This window comes from Chelativorans multitrophicus, from assembly GCF_011317445.1.
In the GTDB taxonomy this organism is placed as follows: domain Bacteria; phylum Pseudomonadota; class Alphaproteobacteria; order Rhizobiales; family Rhizobiaceae; genus Chelativorans; species Chelativorans multitrophicus.
On sequence record NZ_JAAAPL010000003.1, the window covers coordinates 720,910 to 738,007 of the forward strand.

Genomic DNA, 17,098 nt, shown 5'->3' on the forward strand with positions numbered 1-17,098 from the left:
TTTCCCACTTAAAGTGCTTGTACACGCGAAGCCGTGACATGAGAGGGAAGGAGCGCTGCTTTGCGAGCAAATCCTAGATCGGTACGGATGAAGAAAAGCAATATGTCGAAACAGTATTTCGGGACGGATGGGATCCGGGGACGGGCGAATCGTTTTCCCATGACCGCGGAGGTGGCAATGCGCGTTGGCATGGCTGCCGGGCTGTCCTTTCAGAATGGCAGCCACCGGCACCGCGTCGTGCTGGGCAAGGACACGCGCCTTTCGGGCTACATGATCGAAAATGCCATGGTCGCGGGTTTTTGCGCGGCGGGCATGGACGTGTTCCTTCTTGGTCCTATCCCCACTCCCGCCGTTGCCATGCTGGTGCGCTCGCTGCGCGCCGATATCGGGGTGATGATCTCCGCCTCGCACAACCCCTATCACGACAACGGCATCAAGCTCTTCGGGCCGGACGGCTACAAGCTCTCGGATGAAATCGAGAACCGCATCGAGGCGATGCTGGACCGGGATGTGGAACTGGCGCTGGCGGATTCGGAAAGCCTTGGCCGTGCCAAGCGCGTCGACGGGGTTCACGACCGCTATATCGAATTTGCCAAGCGCACGCTGCCGCGCGACATGTCGCTCTCGGGCCTGCGTGTGGTTATCGACTGTGCCAATGGTGCGGCCTACAAAGTGGCACCGGCTGCCCTATGGGAGCTTGGAGCCGAGGTGGTGCCGATTTACGTCGACCCCAATGGCTTCAACGTCAACGAGGAATGCGGTTCGACCCACCCGATGAGCCTTGCGAAGAAGGTGCACGAGGTGCGCGCCGATATCGGCATTGCGCTTGACGGCGATGCGGACCGCGTTGTCATCGTGGATGAAAATGGCACGATCATCGATGGCGATCAGATCATGGCGCTCATCGCGGAATCCTGGCACGAGAACGAAAAGCTCATAGGCGGTGGAATCGTGGCCACGGTCATGTCCAACCTGGGTCTTGAGCGCTTCCTTCGCGGCCGGGGGCTCGAGCTCCATCGCACCAAGGTCGGCGACCGTTATGTGGTTGAACATATGCGTGAGCATGGCCTCAATATCGGCGGCGAACAGTCGGGCCATGTCGTCCTCTCGGATTTTTCCACCTCCGGTGACGGGCTTGTCACGGCTCTGCAGGTGCTCGCCCACATAAAGCGGCTGAACAAGCCAGCGAGCGAGGTCTGCCGGAAATTCGAGCCGGTGCCGCAGGTCTTGAAGAATGTGCGCATCAGCGGCGGCAAGCCGCTTGAAGCCGCCTCCGTCAAGGCCGCGATCGCGGATGCGCAGGCGCAACTCGGCGATACCGGACGGCTCGTGATTCGGCCCTCGGGTACCGAGCCGCTGATTCGCGTCATGGCCGAGGGTGACGATCCGGAACTGGTCAGGAAGATGGTGGACAGCATCGTCGATGCCATCGCCGACGCCAGGACGGCGGCGGCGTAAGCCTTTCAAAAGAAACATTCCCCGCCGGCGGCTTTGTCCCGCCGGCCGCCCTTTCTCATATTGCGCGGCAAAAGTTTATTAGGGTTAAGCGAGGCTTAACTTTTCTGTTGCAGCTTTCGACATGATTCAACCAGCCGGGCACGGGACGGCTTTTGGGGGTGTTTGTGACATGTCGAGAATGATCAGGCCGATTTTTGCCTCAGTTGCCCTTGCGCTTGCAACCAGCGCCAACGGTGCAGACCTTTATGTTCCGCCAGAGGCTCCGCTTCCGCCCCCGCCGGTTATCGAGCAGCAGCCGGTCTCGGTCGGCGGCTGGTATCTGCGCGGCGATATCGGCTATCGCTGGTCGGACCTGCGCGGAACGGAATACATCACCTACGGTCCGCCTCCCGGAACCAGCGAGTTCACAACGACCGAGCTCGATGGCGCCATGTCGCTCGGCGGTGGTATCGGCTATCAGATCACGCGCCACTTCCGCACCGATCTCACCGCCGATTACTGGTTCGATTCGGACTTCCGCGGCACGACGGCCGGGTTCTGCGGTGGTGTTCCCTGCACCTCGACGGACCGGTCGTCCTACAGCGCGCTTTTGCTGATGGCCAATGCCTATGTCGATCTCGGCACCTATTACGGCTTCACGCCCTATGTGGGTGCGGGTATCGGCGGCGCCCGCATCAAGTGGGACAGGCTTCGCAATACGATCGGCGATGATGATTTCTACCATGACGGCGGGAAGGAATGGCGCTTTGCCTGGTCGCTTATGGCGGGCACTTCATACTGCCTGACCCAGAACCTGCAGCTCGACGCCGGCTACCGCTATACCCGGATCCAGGGCGGCAGGATGTTCGAGTTCGGCTCGGGCGTCGGCCCCGGTTTCGACGATGGCTTCAACGTCCATGAGGCACGCGCCGGCCTGCGCTACTCCTTCGGCGGCGCAAATGCGAATTGCGCGGTGCCGCAGACAATCGCCTATCAGCCGGCCTATGAGCCCCCGGTAGAGCCGGTGATCTATAAGTAACCGCTTTTCGTCCTCGCACAATTGGCCGCCCGGTCTAGCACCGGGCGGTTTCATTTTTGCAACAGGAAAATCGGTAACCTCCCGTTATCCTTAACTGCTGCTTAACCCGGATGGTTAAGAATCTCCGCAGGACGGGGGGCATCTAAAACTCCGTCGCGATTTGCGGAGAAAATTCCATGCAGAAATCCTGCAGCCTTACCTTGATCGCGGCTGCGATCCTGTTCGCCCAGGCAGAGCCGGGTCGCGCGGCCGACTATGACCCGCCTATGATCATCGAAGAGGCGCCGCTCGTGCCGGTCGAAGTCGGCTCCGGTTGGTATCTGCGCGGCGATGTCAGCTATAGCGTCAACAAGTCCGTCTACGATGTCGATACTCTCGCCGATGATATCGATAACAACCGCATTGGCGGCAGCGTCGGCGTCGGGCACCATTTCACCGATCTCCTGCGGGCTGACATCAATGTCGCCTATATCGCGGGCGACGACTATGACGACGGCGTCATCGCAGCGGAACGCCGGGTTTGGAGCGGCATGGTCAACGGCTATCTGGACTTGGGCACCTTTGTGGGCCTGACCCCCTATGTGGGCGCCGGCGCCGGGCTCCTCTATACGAGCCACGAAATTTCAGGCTCCGATCCGTTCTTCACCGACGCGTTCAGCTCGATCGACCGTCAATACGAGTTTGCCTACGCGCTCAATGCCGGCGTGAGCTACCAGATGACGAATAACCTGTCGGTCGATGTCGGCTACCAATATCTAAATTCGCCCGGCACGAAATATGTGGATGTGGACCGTGGCACCGTGGAAGAGGGGGTGGATTTCCACCAGGTGAAAATGGGCCTGAGATACGATCTCTGGTAAGCGGTTCGGGCACGCGGTTCCAAATGGAAAAGGGCCGGCATGGAAGCATGCCGGCCCTTCTTTCTCGCTAATTTCGATCGAAGCTCAGGCAGGCCGCGGAGTTGGTTCCGCACCCAGGATGTCGATCCGCCCAGCATTGTCGTAGCGGGTCTGGTCAAGAATGCCGGCGCGCTTTGCAACGATGGTGGGCACCAGCGCCTGGCCCGCGACATTGACTGCGGTACGGCCCATATCCAGGATCGGATCGATCGCGAGGAGCAGGCCGACGCCCTGCAGCGGCAGGCCCAGCGTGGAGAGGGTCAGCGTGAGCATGACGACCGCGCCCGTGAGCCCTGCCGTCGCCGCGGAGCCTATCACGGAGACGAAGGCGATGAGGAAATAATCCTGAAGCGCCAGCGGGACCTGGTAAAATTCCGCGATGAAGATCGCGGCGATGGCCGGGTAGATGGCAGCGCAGCCGTCCATCTTCGTCGTTGCGCCGAGCGGCACGGCGAAAGCCGCATATTCGCGGGGGACGCCGAGCTCGCGTTCGGTCACAGCTTCCGTTACCGGAAGAGTGCCAATCGAAGAGCGAGAGACGAAGGCGAGCTGGATCGCCGGCCAGGCGCCCGCGAAGTAACGAAGCGGATTGAGCCCGTTCGCGGAGAGCAGGATCGGGTATACCACTACCAGCACGATGGCGAGGCCGATATAGATTGCGGCGGCGAACCAGCCAAGCTGCCCCAACGTCTGCCAGCCATACTGCGCGACTGCATTGCCAAGCAGGCCAATCGTGCCGATCGGAGTCAGCCGAATCACCCACCACAAGACCTTGCGAACGATTGCGAGCAGGGAGCGGTTGAGCTCTAGGAAGGGCTCGGCCGCATGACCCACGCGCAACGCCGCGACCCCGACCACGATCGAAATAACGAGGAGCTGGAGGACATTGAAACTGAGTGAGGTGCTGGCCGCGCCTTCCGCAATCTTTGTCGATGCCTGCAGGCCGAACATATTAGCGGGCACCAGGCCCTTCAGAAAGTCGAGCCAGGAACCGGTGGTAGATGGCGCCGACGCGGCCGCGTGGTCGATAACCGCCCGCGCGCCGGGCTGGATAACGAGACCCAGGGCAATTCCGATCACGACCGCGATCAGGGCCGTGATGGCGAACCAAAGCAGGGTCTGCCACACCAGCGCCGCGGCGTTGGATAGCTGGCGCAGATTGCTGATGGAGGCCACGATTGCGGTGAAGATCAGCGGCGGAACCAGCGCGCGAAGAAGCTGGACGAAAACCGAACCGATCGTCTGCAGCGTCTGCGCGAGCCAGTTTGGATCCCCGGCTGGGCTGTTGCCGAGCTCCCGTGCGATAAGGCCGAGCACGATGCCGAGCACCATTGCGGCCAAAACCTGGAAGCCGAAATTCAGGTAGAACGGCTTTTGTTTTGCCGGTCTTGGGAAGGATTGAGTCTGCGTTGACATGAGGTGGAACTCTTGCTTTCAAGCGACTTAACGGATGGCGCCCTGAAGCTCAGGAGTGCGCCTGGAATTGTTTCCCATATAGTGAGTCAAGAGCTGTCGATTTAAGAATGTGATTTCAATTTCAGCTGCATTGCAGAATAAAAATTCTTCTGAGGCATCCTCATGCCGTGCCGGTCCGCGCTGGTACGTAGCAGCGAGCGTCCCTTCCGAAAGGGAAGGTGCGGCGTTCGGCACGATGGGCTCTTTGCGTCGTCTTGTAGCCCTGTCAAAGCTCCATTGCGATGAACGGGAGACAGAGAAAATAAGCCCGGCGCGTGGCCGGGCTTTCAATTGCGCCATTCATGGCAGTGCATTTCATCGGCACATTGCGATCGCAGATCAGAATCGCAAGTAGCGGCAAGACGAGCGATTTCATGAATGCCCCGCTTGCGCTTTGTCTCCGCTTCGGGTAATGCCCGCAGCGGGCTACCCCTCCCCACCGAGGGGCGAGCTATCTGGAAGGATAGGAACAACATGACCATGCTCGCGAAACCGGACCAGCGTCCGGCAAATCCCAATTTTTCTTCAGGACCCTGCGCAAAACGCCCCGGCTGGACGCCCGAGGCGCTGAAAGGCGCTGCCCTCGGCCGCTCTCATCGAGCCAAGATCGGCAAGGAAAAGCTCTCCCGCGCCATCGAACTCACCCGTGAGGTGCTGCAGGTTCCCGCCGATTACCGCATCGGCATCGTTCCGGCCTCCGACACGGGTGCCGTCGAGATGGCGCTATGGTCGCTGCTCGGCGAGCGCGGTGTCGATATGCTCGCCTGGGAATCCTTCGGGGCGGGTTGGGTGACGGATGTCGTCAAGCAGCTCAAGCTCAAGGACGTGCGGCGTCTCGAGGCCGACTACGGCAAGCTGCCCGATCTTTCCCAGGTCGATTTCGATCGCGACGTGGTCTTCACCTGGAACGGCACGACATCGGGCGTGCGCGTGCCAAACGCGGACTTTATCCCGGCCAACCGCAAGGGGCTGACCATCTGCGATGCCACCTCGGCGGCCTTCGCCCAGCGTCTCGATTTCTCCAAGTTGGACGTCGTCACCTTCTCCTGGCAAAAAGTGCTCGGCGGTGAAGGCGCACATGGCATTTTGATCCTATCCCCGCGTGCGGTGGAGCGGCTGGAAACCTATGTGCCGGCCTGGCCGCTGCCGAAGATTTTCCGCCTCACCAAGGGCGGCAAGCTGATCGAGGGCATCTTCAAGGGCGAGACCATCAACACGCCCTCCATGCTCTGCGTGGAAGACTATCTCGATGCGCTCGAATGGGCGAAGTCGGTGGGCGGTCTTGAAGGACTGATCGGCCGCGCCGACGCCAATTTTGCCGTCATCGACCGTTTCGTGAACGAGAGCGGCTGGCTTGCGCATCTCGGCGAAGATCCGGCCACGCGATCCAACACATCGGTCTGCCTCAGCATTGTCGACCCCGCGGTTGCGGCGCTGGACGAAGAGGCTCGGGCGGCATTCGCCAAGGGCATCGTCTCCCGGCTCGACAACGAAGGCGTCGCCTACGACATCGGCCATTACCGTGATGCGCCTTCGGGCCTCAGGATCTGGGCCGGCGCTACGGTGGAGACTTCCGATCTCGAAGCGCTCATGCCTTGGCTCGACTGGGCCTTTCAAGAGCAAAAAACCGCGCTCCAGGCAGCCTGAGTTCTTTCGGCCGCAGCCATGCGGCCCCCCTTTCCTCAATTCGTCAAACAAGGAGCCTGGATATGGCACCTCGCGTTCTCGTTTCCGACAAGCTTTCCCCGACCGCGGTCGACATCTTCCGTCAGCACGGCGTGGAGGTGGATTACCAGCCGGACCTCGGCAAGGATAAGGACAAGCTTCTTTCCGTCATCGACCAGTATGACGGCCTCGCCATTCGTTCCGCCACGAAGGTGACGGAAAAGCTGATCGCCGCCGCCACAAATCTGAAGGTGATCGGGCGTGCGGGTATCGGCGTCGATAATGTCGATATCCCCGCCGCGTCGCGGCGAGGCATCATCGTGATGAACACGCCTTTCGGCAATTCCATCACCACGGCTGAGCACGCTGTCGCCATGATCTTTGCCGTGGCGCGGCAGATCCCCGAAGCCAATGCTTCCACCCATGCGGGCAAGTGGGAGAAAAACCGCTTCATGGGGGTGGAGATCACCGGCAAAACGCTGGGCGTAATCGGCTGCGGCAATATCGGCTCGGTGGTCGCAATGCGCGCCATCGGCCTCAAGATGCATGTGATTGCCTACGATCCGTTCCTTTCGGAAGACAGAGCGGAGGAACTGGGCGTGGAGAAGGTGGAGCTCAACGAGCTCTTCGCCCGCGCCGATTTCATTACCCTGCATACTCCGCTGACCGAAAAGACGCGCGGCATCATCAATGCGGCTGCGATCGCCAAGATGAAAGACGGTGTGCGCATCGTCAATTGCGCGCGCGGCGGCCTCATTGTCGAAGCCGACCTGGTCGAGGGGCTGAAATCCGGCAAGGTGGCGGGCGCCGGCATCGACGTTTTCGAGAACGAGCCGGCGACCGAGAACCCGCTCTTCAACCTGCCCAACGTGGTCTGCACGCCGCATTTGGGCGCCTCTACCACCGAGGCGCAGGAAAATGTGGCGCTGCAGATTGCCGAGCAGATGTCGGAGTACCTCATCAAAGGCGCTGTGACCAACGCGATCAACATGCCTTCCATCACCGCCGAGGAAGCGCCGCGTCTTAAGCCTTTCATCAAGCTGGCCGAAGTGCTGGGCGCGTTCGTGGGCCAAGTGACCGACGAGCCGATCGCGGGCGTGGAGATACTTTTCGACGGCTCAACCGCCGCCATGAATACCCGAGCCCTCATCAGTGCCGCACTTGCCGGCCTGATCCGCCCGCAGGTGAATGACGTCAATATGGTCTCCGCCCCCATCATGGTAAAGGAGCGCGGCATCATCGTCTCGGAGGTGAAGCGCGACAAGTCGGGCGTGTTCGACGGCTATATCAAGCTGACGGTAAAGACACCGGAGCGGACGCGCTCCATCGCCGGTACGGTGTTTTCCGACGGGAAGCCCAGGTTCATCCAGATCAAGGGCATCAATCTTGACGCGGAAGTAGGCGAGCACATGCTCTACACCACGAACAATGACACGCCTGGCATTATCGGCCAGCTCGGCACAATCTGCGGCAAGCACGGGGTGAACATCGCCAATTTCCAGCTCGGCCGGAATCGGCCCGGCGGCGATGCCATCGCGCTGCTTTATCTCGATGCCCCGTTTCCGCAGCCCGTACTGGAAGAGCTCAAGTCCACCGGCTCTATTATTTCGGCCAAGCCGCTGCGGTTCGACGTCGGCAACTGAGCCCTCAAGACCCATCCACCGGCGCTCGCACGCGTGCGAGCGCCGCTTCGCTCTTGCGGCCGCTATACTCGGCTAGCCAGATGCCGCAGATGACGAGGGCTAGCGCGGTGGCGTGGTAGAGGTGGAACTCCTCGCCCAGGATCACAATCGAAAGAAGCGTGCCGAAGATTGGCACGAGATTGACGAACAGACCGGCCCGGTTCGCACCGATGAGCTCATTGCCGCGGATATAGAACACCTGCGACAGGACTGAAGGCATCAGCGACACGTACATCACGATCACCCACCCGGTGAGGTCCGGAAGCACCAGATTGTCAGACGCATATTCCCAGGCCAGGAGCGGAAAAGAGCTGACAAGCGCCGCCGCCACCAGAACCGTGATCATGCTCAGCCAGTGGATCTTGGGCTTGAAGCGCAACGCGACCGTATAGAGCCCATAGGCGAGCACCGCGATCAGCATCAGCAGGTCGCCGAGATTGATATCGAGCGCGGTAAGCCTCGCCAGGTCTCCATGGCTCGCCGTCAGCCCCACTCCAAGGATGGACAACAGGAAGCCGGCAAGCTGCAGCCATGTCGTCTTCGCCCGGAAAACAAGGAAGTTCACCACGATAATTACGAGCGGGATCGCTGCCTGCTCGATGGAGACATTGACCGCCGATGTCCATAAGAGTGCGCTGTACATGATGGCATTGAAGCAGGTGAACCCCACAACACCGAGGATGCCGAGGAGGGGCAGATGCTTTTTGATTTCCGGCCAGTCACGGCGCAGCGGTTTCAGGGCAAAGGGCAGAAGGATCGCAAGCGCGACAACCCAGCGCAAACTCGTGAGTGCGAGGGGAGAGATATGGCCGATTGCCAGCTTTCCCGCGACCGCGTTTCCTCCCCAAAAAAGGGTGGTGAGCAATAGAAGAGGATAGGCTGAATTCAGCATTCCAGATCCGGCTTGTTTTCCTTGCGCGCAGGGATAAAGCATCTCGCGGCCCGATGCACCACCGCAGATGAAATTCGACCGTGTCTAAGGGGTGGTGAAAGAGGGGGTCGCATCGAGGACCGCATGGCGGTATAGAACCCCTGGTCTTGGTAAGGCTGGCGCGTTTGCCGGCCCGTAGGAAGGAAGCGTTATGGCGAATGTGGTGGTCGTCGGCTCGCAGTGGGGCGACGAAGGCAAGGGAAAAATTGTCGATTGGCTTTCCGAGCGCGCGGATGTGGTCGTGCGTTATCAGGGTGGCCACAACGCTGGCCATACGCTTGTGATCGATGGGGTGAGCTACAAGCTTTCGCTGCTGCCCTCGGGAGTGGTGCGGTCGGGCAAGCTCTCCCTCATCGGCAATGGTGTCGTGTTCGATCCCCATGCCTTCGTGGCGGAAATAGAGAGGCTGAAAGGGCAGGGCATCTCTGTGACGCCGGAAAGCCTGAAGGTCGCGGAAAACACGGCACTCATACTGTCGCTGCACAGGGAACTCGACGCGTTCCGGGAGGATGCCGCCTCAAATTCGGGAACCAAGATCGGGACCACCCGCCGCGGCATCGGTCCGGCCTATGAAGACAAGGTAGGACGGCGCGCCATCCGCGTCATGGATCTTGCCGACCCGGAGACACTATCGCTCAAGGTGGACCGGCTGCTGACCCATCACAATGCGCTTCGCCGCGGCCTGGGGCACGCCGAAGTCTCCCACGAGGCCATCATGCAGGAGCTGACCTCGGTGGCCGACAAGATCCTGCCCTTCGTCGACCGGGTGTGGAAAATACTTGAGGATGCCCGCCGCGCCGGCAGCCGCATCCTCTTTGAGGGTGCCCAAGGCACGATGCTCGATATCGATCATGGCACCTATCCGTTCGTGACCTCCTCGAACACGGTTGCTGGCCAGGCCGCCACCGGGTCCGGTCTGGGTCCCGGTGCGGTGGGCTATGTGCTTGGCATTACAAAAGCCTATACGACGCGCGTGGGCGAAGGGCCCTTCCCGACCGAGCAGGACAACGAGATCGGTGAATTTCTGGGCAACCGCGGACATGAATTCGGGACCGTCACCGGCCGTAAACGCCGCTGCGGTTGGTTCGATGCGGTGCAGGTGCGCCAGTCCGTGGTGACAAACGGCATGAGCGGCATCGCCCTCACCAAGCTCGACGTGCTCGACGGGATGGAGGAGATAAAGGTCTGCACGGGCTACAGGCTGGACGGCCAGGTGATCGACTATCTTCCCGCGAGCCAAGGCGCGCAGGCGCGGCTCGACCCGATCTACGAGACGCTGGAAGGCTGGAAGGAAACGACGCGCGGCGCCCGCAAATGGAATGATTTGCCTGCGCAGGCGGTGAAGTATGTCCGCCATATCGAAGAGCTTATCGGCGCGCCGGTCGCGATTTTGTCGACCAGTCCGGAGCGGGAGGATGCGATCCTGGTAAAGGACCCGTTCCAAGACTAGCGCATCGGCGTGACATCGGAATCGGTTCTCCGAATGCCGATGCGTAGACGATAATTTACAGCGTTCTTTGTGCGTCCTAAAGGACGCACGGCGCTGTAGCGGGAGGCAATGGTGCGAAGTCTTGTGGATGTTGAGGGAAAAATGAACTGGACGGATATCGCCCGGTAAGCTGGGCATGATCCGGTTTTCGGCAAATCCGTTGCCGGGAGGAGAGAAACGCGCGCGGCAAAACACATTTATTTAGCTATGAGAATAGCTTAAGCAGTGTGTCGCCGGCGTCTAACCGTGCGAGATGCGACTTTTCGACTTCATGTGATCTCAAGCAGGGCGTGATTTCAATATCTGGAGCCGTGTTGTAGTGTGACCACAATTTCGCGCGAGTTTTAGGCGAGTTTAGGTAAGCAAGGGCAAGCAGGAGCGGGCTTTTCAGGTTATGGCAGATTTTGCTGCGGTTTTGCGCAAAGCCGTCGAGGCGCTGAAGGAAAATACGCCAGAGGCGCGGGAGAAGATCTATACGAAGGCGCGCTCCACTATCGAGGCCAAGCTTGCCGCCGTCTCCTCTCCGCCCGAGATAGCCGATCGCCAGCGGCGGCTTATCGAAGATGCGATTGCCACAGTAAAGGCGGAATACGCCACGCCCCCTGCTGCAAAGGCCGGCGTGGACGATGAGCTTGAGCGGCTTCTCTCAGACCTTCAGGTCGCTCATCCCAAAAGCGCCCCTGTGGTACGTGCGCTTCCCGAAGAGCCGGCCCCGGCAGTCGCGTCCCAGCCAGCCGAAGATGCTCAGATTACCGACGCCGACCGAGAGGATAATCCCGCCGAGGCATTCGCCGAGCCGGAAGCCGCATCGGAAGAGGAAAGAGAACCTGATCCCGCCGATGAAATAGTCGAGCCGGAACCGGCCAAGACGGCACCCGCCGAAGATTTCGGCAAATTAGCGCCGGTTTCACCCGTAGATGACATAGACTGGTCGCAAACCAGGCCTGCGCCTGTCGAGGGCCCGGAGGTGCTTCCACCTTTGGAAGCTACGCTGCCCGGAAATATTGCGCCAGACGAGGCGCCGCAGCGCGGGCGAGGCAGAAGGCTGGTTCTACCGGTCCTTCTCGTCCTTGTCGTCTGCGCCGTGGCCTTGGGAGGATGGCTCTACCGGGAAGACGTGGCGCAGCTTGCCGGAATGTCGAATGCCGGCGACGGAGTTGACGAGACTGAAGCGGCCGAGGGAGAAGAGCCTACCGTTCAGGTGGCTGCTCCATCCGAGCAGCCGCAGGAACAGAGGCAATCGACGGCTGAAGCGCAGGCCACGCCGGATGCACCGGCGGAATCAGCGCCGCAGAAATTCACGCAGCGACTGTTGCCGGATGGGCGCGAGGTGGATGAAGGCCCCGCGGGCGGCGAAGCTGGCTTGGGCGAAGGCACCTCCGTGGCGCAGGCGGTGCAAGGAAGCGAGGCTCCGGTTCAGGGGAGGCCCGGCGGTTCGGCTGAGCCCGCTGAGTCCCAGCCGGACCAGTCTTTGCCCATTGGCCAGAAGGCAATCTTCTATGAAGAGCGGACGAGCGCCTTGGAAGGTTATGCCGAGAACGGTTCGGTCGTATGGTCCGTCGTGGAGGAATCTCCTGGCGAAAACCTGCCGCCGGAGCCTGCCATCCAGGCGGAAGCGACGATTCCGGAGAAAGGCCTGCAGCTCAGAATGACGATCCGCCGCAATACGGATCAATCCCTGCCGGCGAGCCATATCGTGGAGCTGATTTTCCTAACGCCGGAAAACTTCCCGGGGGGCGGCATCAACAACGTGCTTCGGATCAATATGAAGCGCAGCGAGCAGGATACCGGCAGTCCGCTCCTGGGCATCCCGGCGAAAATCGCGGATGGCTTCTTTCTCGTGGCACTGAGTGACACCCAGGAGGACCAGCGGGTCAATTCCACGCTTTTGCGCCGGCAAAGCTGGATCGACATTCCGATCGTCTATTCCTCGGGCCGCCGAGCCTTGATCACAATGGAGAAAGGCCTGCCCGGCGAACGCATCTTCAACGAAGCGCTCGACGCCTGGAGCCGGGACACCAGCGGATGAAGAAAAAGCCCTCCCGCAGGGGAGGGCTTTTCAAGTGACCGAAGCTGATTTTCAGCTTCTGAAACGCATCAGATTGAAGCGTGCTGACTTTCGCCCGGTAGCGGCGCGGAGCGAAGTGCCTGGGCTTGGCGCTTCGCCGAAGCCTTGACGGCCTCCTGCACTTTTTCGAAAGCGCGGACTTCGATCTGGCGCACACGCTCGCGGCTGATATCAAACTCGCCAGAGAGTTCTTCCAGCGTCATCGGCTCGTCGGAGAGGCGGCGTGCCTCGAAGATGCGGCGTTCGCGGTCGTTCAGAACGTCCATCGCGTCCTCCAGCATGCGCCGGCGGGATTCGAGCTCGTCCTGTTCGACCAGCATCTCCTCCTGGTTCTCGTGCTCATCCACGAGCCAGTCCTGCCACTCACCGGACTCGCCCTCAGTCGCGCGAATCGGCGCGTTGAGCGAAGCGTCGCCGGACAAGCGGCGATTCATGGAGATGACCTCTTCCTCGCTCACGTTGAGGCGGGTGGCGATCTCCGAGACCTGCTCGGGATTGAGATCGCCTTCGTCCAGAGCCTGGATCTTGCCCTTCACCTTGCGCAGGTTGAAGAACAGCCGCTTCTGGTTGGCCGTGGTGCCCATTTTCACGAGGCTCCACGAACGCAAGATGTATTCTTGTATCGCGGCCTTGATCCACCACATAGCATATGTGGCCAGACGGAAGCCGCGCTCGGGTTCGAATTTCTTGACGGCCTGCATGAGGCCTACATTTCCCTCGGAGATCACCTCTCCGATGGGCAGGCCATAGCCGCGGTAGCCCATGGCGATCTTCGCCACGAGCCGCAGATGGCTGGTCACAAGCTTATGCGCGGCGTCGGTGTCATCATGCTCGCGATATCGCTTCGCAAGCATGTACTCTTCCTCCGGCTGAAGCATGGGAAATCTGCGGATTTCCTCGAGATAGCGGGTGAGACCACCCTCGCCAGAAACAATGCTTGGCAATGTCTGGGCCATTTTAGCACCCTCCTTTCTTCGCCCCCTGGGAGGCGGGCGGACGCGTGGCCGCACTGGTCGCACCACGAGATATAGCCTATATAGGAACAAATGCGGAGAAATAAAAGCTTCCTACGCCGGTCAACATTACGTTACCGGTACCACCATTTCGATCCGCACTTCGTGATTAGAACTGGCGAGGGCTTCCAGAAGTTCCACGCGAATGCGAAGGGAGTTTTCCGTTCAGTCGCAATCCGCAGCAGGTCCAGCACTGCATGGGGCAGCTCAGCGCTATTCCGGCTTTTTACCGCTCATGCGCTTCATCCATGACGTCAGCGCGGTATCGCCGAGGCTTTCAAGAATATGGTCGAAGGTGGCTTGCTGCTCATCCTGTCCCAGCTTGGATCGGGCGACGATGGTGGCGACGGGCGCGCGAAAGCCGATGACGCCACGCCGTAAGGTTTCGTAGCGCGCGCCCAGGCTTTCGCGGTTCCAGGGCGCGGATCGGCCCCGTTCCATATGGGCTACGATGCGATCGAGCGCCTCGTCAGTGAGGGTGTCATCCGGCCCGATATTGGCTGCGATGCGCACGGCGATAAAATTCCAGGTCGGCGCCCAATCACTCCTGCCTGCCGCAAGGGGAGAGATGTAGCTGTCGGGCCCGCGAAAAAGGAAGGTGCAGCGCGGATTCGTTGCCAACAATCCGATGATCGGAGCACGGCGCGGCAGGTGGCCCGTCAGGCTCACGGGTTTGCCTTCATCGTCACGATCGAGAACAACGGGCATCTCGATGGTCGAAAGAGGGTCGGCGTGAGGCACAATGGAGGCCATGGGATAGGCATCTATGACATCGCTGATGTCACGATCACTCCAGTTGTCGAATAGGCCGCTCATGATTGCCTCCTGGGGACGAACTGATGATTTGCGGACGCGACGCCGCGGAAATCCGGGGGCTCCTACCTCCGGCGCGCATGAAGCCGGGTCGAAAATTGTTGCGCGGCCCGGATCAGCATCTAGCCGAGTATGTCGCGTACCACCCGCATGAACACTCGAGCACCCGTGCCGATGAGCGCGTCGGGGAAATCGTAGTCGGGGCTGTGAAGGGCGGGGCAGTCCGGGCCTGAGCCGAGGAAGAACATCGCGGCCGGCCCCACGCTGCGGAAACGGCCGAAATCCTCCGAGCCAAGCATTGGCAGGCGGCCGGGGCCGAAAGGAACCGCTTCTGCGGAAAGAGCGCGGGAGAGGCACTCGACCGCCTCGGCGCTGTTTTCGCAATGGGGAAAGATGTCCTTATAGTCAATCGAAAGCTCAAGGCCCTCCGCCTTCGCGATTTTCCTTGCGACAGCTTCCGCGGCGGCGCGCAACTCATCCATCCGGTCATCGGTGAGCGTGCGCAGCGTCGCCCAGACCTCGGCGCTTCCGGGCGCGACACCGAAGGTCGGCTCGCCCAGGCTCGCGTGGGTAAGCGTTACCATGGCGAACTGCGGACCCATGGCGGCGTCCGTCGAAAGAGCTGCAAGCGCCGGCATAATCGCCGCCACTGCCATCATCGGCGAACGGCCGGAGTGGGGCGTGGATGCATGCGCCGTGCGGCCGGACAGGCAAATGCGCATGCCGCGCGAGGCGCAGTTCACCGGCCCTTCGGCCAGTTCCACATGGCCAAGCGGCACGCCCGGAACATTGTGCAGGGAGAAGGAGAAGTCCGGCCGAATGCTCTCGAAAGCAGCGGTATTAAGCACGGCAAGCGCACCGGCCCCGGTCTCCTCAGCAGGTTGGAACAGCAACACGACTCGCCCGCGCCCCGGCCGCTGTCGAGCAAGCCCGCGCGCAAGGCCGGAGATGATGGCCATGTGCCCGTCATGGCCGCACATATGCCCCTTTCCGGGCACAAGCGAACGGTGGTCGCTCTCGCGCGTCTCGGCGATCGGCAGCGCATCCAGTTCGCAACGAAACATCAGCGTCGGCCCCGGTTCTTCTGCTTCGAAGACGACTGCGACGCCGGTGCCGCCGAGCCCCGTGACGATCCGGTCTGGCTTCAGCGGAGCAAGGAAGGCCACAACGCGCTCAGCCGTTTTATGCTCCTCACCAGAGATTTCGGGGTGACGGTGCAGCTCGTGGCGAAACCGAACCAGCTCTTGGAGATCCTGCTCGCTCAGGAACATCGCGATACCTCCTTAGTTTCGGTGCCTGGTCGGGACTTGGTCATCTCTTGTCTATGTGATCAGGTAGCCGCCATCGATGACCAGCACCGCGCCGGTGACGAAGCTTGCAAGCGGAGAAGAGAGAAAGAGCACGCCACCGGCAAGGTCTGACGGTTCGCCCCAGCGTCCGAGAGGCGTGCGCGCGAGGATTGCCGTTTCGCGCGCAGGGTCTTGGCGTAGCGCCCGAGTGAGGGGTGTAGCGATCCAGCCCGGTGCTATGGCATTCACGCGGATATTGTCGGCCGCATAGGCAATCGCCAGCGACTTGGTAAGCTGCGCCACGCCGCCCTTCGAAGATGAGTAGCCTGGTGAAATGCCGCTGCCGAAGAAGGACAACATGGATGCTGTGTTGACGATCGTCCCGCGGGTTTCAGCCAAGCGCGGGCGGGCCGCTGCGCAGATGCGCATCGAGCCGTTGAGGTTGATGTCTACGGTATCGGCAAAAACATCCGGATCGAGTTCGTCGTTGCGGCGGATCACGCCAGCGCAGTTCACCACATGGTCGAGCCGCGGCAGGCCGGCGACAAGGGCATCGACGGCAGCCCTGTCGCGCACATCAAGCCGGGCGAAACGGACGCCCTCGCATTTGACCATATTTTCAGCGGCACCGACCTCAGCCTCGGTGGCGCCGGTTGCAAGCACATCGGCGCCAAGCGCGGCAAAGGCTTCCGCGATGGCGGCACCGATGCCCGAGGTCCCGCCACTCACCAGTACCTGCCGACCCTCGAACAAGCCGGGGCGCAGGAAGCCGGACGGATGACCCGCCCGGTCATCGAATGAACTGGTCGACATAGTCAGCCCCGAGCCCAACGGCCGCATAGTGGGCGCGGCACATGTCAATCTTGGTGAAGACGTCCTCGAAACCGAGCGGTTCGCCGTGGGCATCAACATAGTACATAATGCCATTGACCTGGAAGAAAGTGATCATCTCCTCCACGTCGTCAGGCACTACCAGGGTATGCGTTTCACCCGGCGGCTCGAAGACATAGCCGCCTTCTTCGGCGATCCAGTCGTGTTCGAGATAATGCCAGCGGCCCTTCAGGACCAGGCCGTGAACCGCCTGAGGATGCCGGTGGCGGCTGAGCACGCCGGCCTTCCTCACCTTCAGAAGGTTCATCCAATAACCGGCGGAACGATTCAGACAGAGCGGCCGGAACCAGACATTCTCGCCCTGCGGCACCCAGATGCGGTCATCGGCGGGAATGGCGTCGGGGATGACGATGTCCGGCAGCGCTTCTTTCGGCATAGCGTGCTGGTATGGCATGCGCGGGTTGGGATCGATCTTGATCGGAGGCAT

At 61.1% G+C, this 17,098-nt stretch carries 14 protein-coding genes; 7 read left to right on the forward strand and 7 right to left on the reverse strand.

Going from position 1 to position 17,098, the window contains the following annotated elements; translation table 11 throughout:
* The first annotated feature begins 102 nt into the window (after positions 1-102).
* The 3 genes from glmM (at position 103) to GNP00_RS17960 (ending at position 3,336) form a co-directional block, all read left to right on the forward strand.
* On the forward strand, positions 103-1,458 hold the full coding sequence (gene glmM / locus GNP00_RS17950; protein ID WP_041545618.1) for a phosphoglucosamine mutase: 1,356 nt from the start codon (positions 103-105) through the stop codon (positions 1,456-1,458).
* A gap of 169 nt (positions 1,459-1,627) precedes the next feature.
* The gene (locus tag GNP00_RS17955; protein WP_011582478.1) at positions 1,628-2,476 is read left to right on the forward strand and encodes an outer membrane protein; all 849 of its coding nucleotides are present in this window, start codon (positions 1,628-1,630) and stop codon (positions 2,474-2,476) included.
* Positions 2,477-2,652: 176 nt separating this feature from the next.
* Positions 2,653-3,336, forward strand: a complete 684-nt coding sequence (locus tag GNP00_RS17960; RefSeq protein WP_011582477.1) for an outer membrane protein — start codon at positions 2,653-2,655, stop codon at positions 3,334-3,336.
* An 84-nt stretch (positions 3,337-3,420) separates the two neighbouring features.
* Here the strand turns inward: GNP00_RS17960 and GNP00_RS17965 are convergent, their stop codons facing one another.
* Positions 3,421-4,791: a dicarboxylate/amino acid:cation symporter gene (locus tag GNP00_RS17965; RefSeq protein WP_011582476.1), complete on the reverse strand. Its 1,371-nt coding sequence runs from the start codon at positions 4,789-4,791 to the stop codon at positions 3,421-3,423.
* A gap of 513 nt (positions 4,792-5,304) precedes the next feature.
* On the opposite strand from GNP00_RS17965, the gene GNP00_RS17970 reads away from it, so the two are divergent.
* Both GNP00_RS17970 and serA read left to right on the forward strand, forming a co-directional pair.
* A complete protein-coding gene (locus GNP00_RS17970; protein WP_011582475.1) occupies positions 5,305-6,477 on the forward strand; it encodes a phosphoserine transaminase in 1,173 nt (390 codons plus the stop codon).
* A 62-nt stretch (positions 6,478-6,539) separates the two neighbouring features.
* Complete coding sequence (gene serA, locus GNP00_RS17975; protein WP_011582474.1) at positions 6,540-8,138, forward strand: phosphoglycerate dehydrogenase; 1,599 nt, start codon at positions 6,540-6,542, stop codon at positions 8,136-8,138.
* Positions 8,139-8,142: 4 nt separating this feature from the next.
* Here serA and GNP00_RS17980 read toward each other — a convergent pair whose 3' ends face one another.
* Positions 8,143-9,069 (reverse strand): DMT family transporter, encoded by a 927-nt coding sequence (locus tag GNP00_RS17980; RefSeq protein ID WP_041544839.1) that lies wholly within the window; start codon positions 9,067-9,069, stop codon positions 8,143-8,145.
* Positions 9,070-9,259: 190 nt separating this feature from the next.
* On the opposite strand from GNP00_RS17980, the gene GNP00_RS17985 reads away from it, so the two are divergent.
* Together GNP00_RS17985 and GNP00_RS17990 are read left to right on the forward strand one after the other, a co-directional pair.
* A complete protein-coding gene (locus tag GNP00_RS17985; protein ID WP_011582472.1) occupies positions 9,260-10,558 on the forward strand; it encodes an adenylosuccinate synthase in 1,299 nt (432 codons plus the stop codon).
* 433 nt (positions 10,559-10,991) lie between these two features.
* Positions 10,992-12,626, forward strand: a complete 1,635-nt coding sequence (locus GNP00_RS17990; RefSeq protein WP_011582470.1) for a hypothetical protein — start codon at positions 10,992-10,994, stop codon at positions 12,624-12,626.
* A gap of 68 nt (positions 12,627-12,694) precedes the next feature.
* On the opposite strand, the gene rpoH is transcribed toward GNP00_RS17990, so the two are convergent.
* From rpoH to GNP00_RS18015, 5 genes are all read right to left on the reverse strand, one after another.
* Complete coding sequence (gene rpoH / locus GNP00_RS17995; RefSeq protein WP_011582469.1) at positions 12,695-13,621, reverse strand: RNA polymerase sigma factor RpoH; 927 nt, start codon at positions 13,619-13,621, stop codon at positions 12,695-12,697.
* A gap of 270 nt (positions 13,622-13,891) precedes the next feature.
* On the reverse strand, positions 13,892-14,494 hold the full coding sequence (locus tag GNP00_RS18000; RefSeq protein ID WP_166016184.1) for an FMN-binding negative transcriptional regulator: 603 nt from the start codon (positions 14,492-14,494) through the stop codon (positions 13,892-13,894).
* Between the two features lie 119 nt (positions 14,495-14,613).
* Entirely contained in the window at positions 14,614-15,762 is a 1,149-nt protein-coding gene (locus tag GNP00_RS18005) for an amidohydrolase (protein ID WP_011582467.1), read from the reverse strand.
* A 51-nt stretch (positions 15,763-15,813) separates the two neighbouring features.
* Positions 15,814-16,593 carry an SDR family NAD(P)-dependent oxidoreductase gene (locus GNP00_RS18010; protein ID WP_011582466.1) on the reverse strand — a complete coding sequence of 260 codons (780 nt, stop codon included), beginning with the start codon at positions 16,591-16,593 and terminating at the stop codon, positions 15,814-15,816.
* Positions 16,571-17,098: a 2,4'-dihydroxyacetophenone dioxygenase family protein gene (locus tag GNP00_RS18015; protein WP_011582465.1), complete on the reverse strand. Its 528-nt coding sequence runs from the start codon at positions 17,096-17,098 to the stop codon at positions 16,571-16,573. Before GNP00_RS18015 ends, GNP00_RS18010 begins: the two co-directional genes overlap by 23 nt.